The sequence below is a fragment of the Arthrobacter sp. H5 genome (genome assembly GCF_000520595.1).
Lineage (GTDB): Bacteria > Actinomycetota > Actinomycetes > Actinomycetales > Micrococcaceae > Arthrobacter_D.
This window is the reverse complement of record NZ_KI914980.1, coordinates 51243-55794: the sequence shown is the minus strand read 5'-3', so window position 1 is coordinate 55794 and position 4552 is coordinate 51243. Positions and strand designations below refer to the sequence as shown.

Below are 4552 nucleotides of genomic sequence, written 5' to 3'. Positions count from 1 at the left end.
CCGCCACGGCTGCTGTGGCGGCGGGACCCCCGCCAGCGGTGACAACATCGTCAGCGACGGTCCGGCTGTCTGCGGCAGGGTAGTCGGAGACTACGGCGATGGAGTCGAGCGTGGCGCATCCCACGAAGAGGAGCGTGTTGTTGTCGTGTCCTTGAAACATGTTCACCCGCTGTGTTGTAGAGCACTGTTTGATGAAATATACACAAGCACTGTTCGAATAGCAACAGAATCTGTATAGTTACACTCGAGAAGGCACTCTCAAGAATTCGTCGCACTACAGAAGGAAGCGTCCATGTCATCGGCGACAGCCACAGATTCCAGCGAAACAACCATCCGGTACGGCCTGATTGGTGCCGGACATATGGCCAGGGAGCACGTGCGGAACCTCGCGCTTGTACCTGGGTCCCGCATCACTGCCGTCTCTGACCCGGAGTCCTCATCCCTGGAGCAGACCAGGGCCGAAATTGGGCACGAGGTTGAGCTGTTCGCTGACCATCATGACCTCTTGAGCGCGGGCATCGTTGACGCTTTGGTCATTGCCAGCCCCAATGACACCCATCACGGGATCCTGAAGGACATTTTCGCCAGCGGGCTCGCGCTGCCGATCCTCGTCGAGAAGCCTGTCTGCACCACCGAAGAGGATGCGCGGGAACTCGAGCGGCTGGCTGCCGACTATGGCGCTCCGGTCTGGGTGGCGATGGAGTACCGCTACATGCCCCCGGTGCAGGAGATTATCGATGCGGCGCACTCCGGCAAGCTGGGCAAGGTTGTCATGTTGTCGATTACGGAACACAGGTTTCCGTTCCTGCATAAGGTCGGTTCCTGGAACCGTTTTACTGAACGAACCGGAGGGACGCTGGTTGAGAAGTGCTGCCACTTCTTCGACCTGATGCGGGTGATTCTGCAGGATGAGCCGACGCGGATCTATGCCAGCGGTGCCCACGACGTGAACCATTTCGATGAGCAGTATGAGGCTGGTACCCCGGACATGGTGGACAACGCCTACGTGACGGTTGACTTTCGGAGCGGACGCCGGGCGATGCTGGAACTGTCCATGTTTGCGGAGGGATCGAAATTCCAGGAGCGGATCTCCATTGTTGGTGATGAAGCGAAGATTGAGTGCCTCATTCCGGTTGCCGCCGGCCACTGGACCCCGGGTGATCAGATTGAAGCGCGGGTGGAGTTCAGCCCGCGGTCGCCCATTGGGCCCGTTGCCCATGATGTCCCGGTTGACGAAGCGGTTTTGGCCGCCGGCGCACACCATGGTTCCACCTACTACGAGCACCTTGGCTTCCGGCGGGCGATTCTGGGCGAGGGGCCGGTTGAGGTAACTGTCGCGGATGGAATCACGTCGGTTCTGATGGGTCTGGCAGCGGAGAGGTCCATCGTGGAAGGCCGTGCTATCGATCTTCAGCCGGTCGACTCGCGGGTGGCTCGCTAGTGGTGTGTTGATTTTTCAACATACATTTAGATGCAACTGAGTCGATCAACCAATGGAGGAGAGCCGATGACCAGCCAAGAGGCGGAATCCCCGCTGACCATCCGCCAGCGGAGCATCCTCGACGAGTTGGACAGGAGGGGCTTCGTTTCCACCGCCGATCTTGCGCAGGCCCTCGCGGTTTCCGATATGACGGTTCGGCGGGACACCAACCTGCTCTCGAAGCGCGGGCTTGTCCGGGTTGTTCATGGGGGAGTCAGTTTGGTGGCGGGCGGTCATAATGCCGACTTCGCTGCGCGTGCGCGTGAGGATTCCGATGCCAAGCTTCGGGTTGCTCAAGCATGCCTGTCTTTGATTGAACCGCGTGATGCAATCATTCTTGACGCCGGGACAACGGCCTTCCAGATTGTGAGCCAACTTCCGGCATCATTCTCAGGCACACTCATCACCCACTCCGCGCCGACTATCCAACGGTGTCTGCAGCTGACCTCTGCCCGCACCATTTGTTTGGGCGGTGAGCTGCTGATTGACAGCCAGGCTTTTATTGGTCCGATGACCATTACGGCTGCGGAGGGGATCCGGGCACGGACGGCGTTCATTGGGGTGAGCGGCATCCATGATGATGCGTTCTACATCGATCGGGATTTCGAGCGGTCCACGAAGCTTGCCCTGATGAACGCTGCGGAGCGTGTGGTTGTGGTGGCGACGCACGGGAAGATGAAGCGATCGGCGCTGTCCCGGCTGGTGCCGTTCAGTGAGGTGGACATGCTGGTGACGGACCAGACGCCGCCGGCCGATATTGCGCGTGGGTTGAAGGCTGCGGGGGTTGAGGTTGTGACTGCGGGCTGAGATGAGCCGACGCACCGAGCAGTGACGTTCCGCCGGCACTCGGTATCGTTAGCTCAATGGCTTCCGCTGCTCCTCCGCTGGTAAGTGCATGGACTATTCGAGTGAATTTCCGCGCGATGGCTGCCCTGATCCACCGCAGATCGCAGGCCGGGCAGGTTCTTGTTGCTGTCTGGTCGGAGGTTCGTTCCTCGGCCAGCCGCCGCAGGATGAATCGGTTCGATCGTGCCGCTTGACCCCGTTTGCGCCGGAACCACCATCCAAAGATACCGGCAGGAGCATAAACCGGAACAATCATGCCGATTCTTGCATCGTTGCCCTTGTTTGCGTCACCCAATAACGACACAATGGAAAAACGGCACGATCGTGCCTGTCTGAGAGAGTGGAGGGGTAATGGCTTTCGAACAAGCGCTTGCGGAAAGCGTGCGTGCCCGACGCGTAGCCGAGCATCTTACCCAAGCTGATCTGGCCGACCTTTCCGGCGTTTCAGAACGCTTCGTCCGTTCCGTTGAGCGTGGGAAGTCAACTATCCGGCTCGAGTCGCTTTTGGCTGTTCTTCGTACACTCGGTCTCGATCTCGCGGTCACAGGCAGGCATCGTGAGTCGGACGTCCCAGCGGTCACCGAGATGTCAGGGCTCAAGAAACGGTGAAGTCGTTCGAGAATGCCAAGGATCAACGGCAGGCCGATGTGTACAAGCGAGGCATGCTCGCTGCACGGCTGGAACGGTTTGAGAGCGGGACACGGTTCAGTTACTTGCGGGAATACCTCTTGACGGGCGGTCCGGCCTTGGCGGCATCGCTTCCGCTGTCGTCTGACGCTGTGGTGATGGCCAGTGGTGCTGTACCACCTTATTTCGCCGGCTTGTTGCCTGAAGGGCGCCGCTTGTCAATGCTGCGCAGGGCCGTGAAAACGTCGATCGATGATGAACTGTCGCTGCTCCTTGCAGTGGGTGGCGACCCGGTGGGCGATGTGCAGATCGTCCCAAAGGGTGCCGTGGCCGCGGAGGTTGCTGCCGCCGTCGTACTGGATCCCAAGGCTCCGGTTGACTTCGATGAGGTGATGGAACAGAGCGGCATTGATCAAAATGCGTTGGCTGGTGTTCAGGACAAGCTCTCGACCGGAATGATTTCCCTGCCGGTGGAAGCTGCGGGAAGGCGCTTCATTCTCAAGCTCGATCCACCCGAGTACCGGTATATGGTTGAGAACGAGTTTCTTATGTACAGGTACGCGCGGCGACTGAAAATTCCCGCTAGCGCCGTGCGCCTGGTGCACGATGTCACCGGGCGTCCGGGGCTATTGGTGGAGCGGTTCGATCGGGAGACTGGTGAACAGGGCACACTTCGCCGGCTGGCGGTTGAGGATGCAACCCAAGTGCTGGGGCTTCATCCGGCCGCGAAATACGATGTGCCGTATGAACGGGTATGCGAAGAGCTGGTTGGTCTCTGTGATGCTCCTCTTCCGGCACTGCGGAACCTGGCGCTGCAGATGGTCTTCGCCTGGCTCACAGGAAATGGCGACCTCCACGCGAAAAACGTTTCCCTGCTGCAGGACGCGCACGGCCGTACTGCGATCGCGCCGATTTATGACATTCCGTCAACTGTGGCCTACGGAGACAGGACACTCGCGTTGCCGGTCGACGGGAAACGAACGGGTATCTCCCGCAAGCATCTGCTGGGCTGGATGGGAGAAGCGGGACTGCCGCAACGGGTCGCCGAGCGCGTCGTCGAGGTTGCCTTGAACGCAACACGAAGCATGATGGATGACCTTCGTGAGGGAGCTGTGCCTTTCTCAGACGCTGAGATCAAGAGCTGGGTGAAGGAACTGAAGAACCGTCGGCGTTTGGTGGACGCGGGATAGGGCTTGCATCGTGGGGTCAGGAAGGGCATTCGCTTGGCGCGATCGCCTTCTCTAGGCGAGCTCGCTAACGAGACGCCGCCGCCGGCCCGGTCGACTTTCCGCCCTCCAGCGTGCACATCACCAGTTCCTGCCGCAGCTCCGACGCGCGGCCCTCAAGCTGGTCAATCAGCGCCTCCACGCCCATCCGGCCAAGCTCGGTACTGGGGGAGGACATGACGGTGAGCTCGGGGTCGGCCATAGCGGCCATCTCGGCAGACGATCCAACCGACAGCACCGACAGGTGGCGCGGAATCTCGATCCCGGCGTGACGCAGTCCGTTCACAAATCCCGTGGCCGCCAATTCATTCTGAATGATGACGGCGGTGGTCTCCGGAAAGTCTCGTAGCAGTCGGGTGGCGGCCGCCTTGCC

Annotated in this window: 5 protein-coding genes; 4 read left to right on the top strand and 1 reads right to left on the bottom strand. The window is 60.2% G+C overall.

Annotated features, from left to right (window positions below):
- Positions 1–292 precede the first annotated feature (292 nt).
- The 4 genes from Y708_RS0104185 to Y708_RS0104170 all read left to right on the top strand — a co-directional run bounded on the left by Y708_RS0104185 (position 293) and on the right by Y708_RS0104170 (position 4143).
- Complete coding sequence (locus tag Y708_RS0104185; protein WP_028278959.1) at positions 293–1441, top strand: Gfo/Idh/MocA family protein; 1149 nt, start codon at positions 293–295, stop codon at positions 1439–1441.
- A gap of 66 nt (positions 1442–1507) precedes the next feature.
- Entirely contained in the window at positions 1508–2287 is a 780-nt protein-coding gene (locus Y708_RS0104180; protein WP_028278958.1) for a DeoR/GlpR family DNA-binding transcription regulator, read from the top strand.
- Positions 2288–2677: 390 nt separating this feature from the next.
- Positions 2678–2935 (top strand): type II toxin-antitoxin system Y4mF family antitoxin, encoded by a 258-nt coding sequence (locus Y708_RS22750; protein WP_051478580.1) that lies wholly within the window; start codon positions 2678–2680, stop codon positions 2933–2935.
- The gene (locus tag Y708_RS0104170; RefSeq protein WP_028278957.1) at positions 2932–4143 is read left to right on the top strand and encodes a type II toxin-antitoxin system HipA family toxin; all 1212 of its coding nucleotides are present in this window, start codon (positions 2932–2934) and stop codon (positions 4141–4143) included. The genes Y708_RS22750 and Y708_RS0104170 overlap by 4 nt, the downstream gene beginning before the upstream one ends.
- 64 nt (positions 4144–4207) lie before the next feature.
- Here the strand turns inward: Y708_RS0104170 and Y708_RS22745 are convergent.
- Positions 4208–4552: substrate-binding domain-containing protein (locus Y708_RS22745; protein ID WP_035775224.1), on the bottom strand; the 345-nt coding region annotated here is incomplete at its 5' end.

Bases quoted from the DNA above. Each gene is read 5' to 3' on its own strand.
- Y708_RS0104185 (WP_028278959.1), top strand. From the start codon at position 293: ATGTCATCGGCGACAGCCACAGATTCCAGCGAAACAACCATCCGGTAC.
- Y708_RS0104180 (WP_028278958.1), top strand. From the start codon at position 1,508: ATGACCAGCCAAGAGGCGGAATCCCCGCTGACCATCCGCCAGCGGAGC.
- Y708_RS22750 (WP_051478580.1), top strand. From the start codon at position 2,678: ATGGCTTTCGAACAAGCGCTTGCGGAAAGCGTGCGTGCCCGACGCGTA.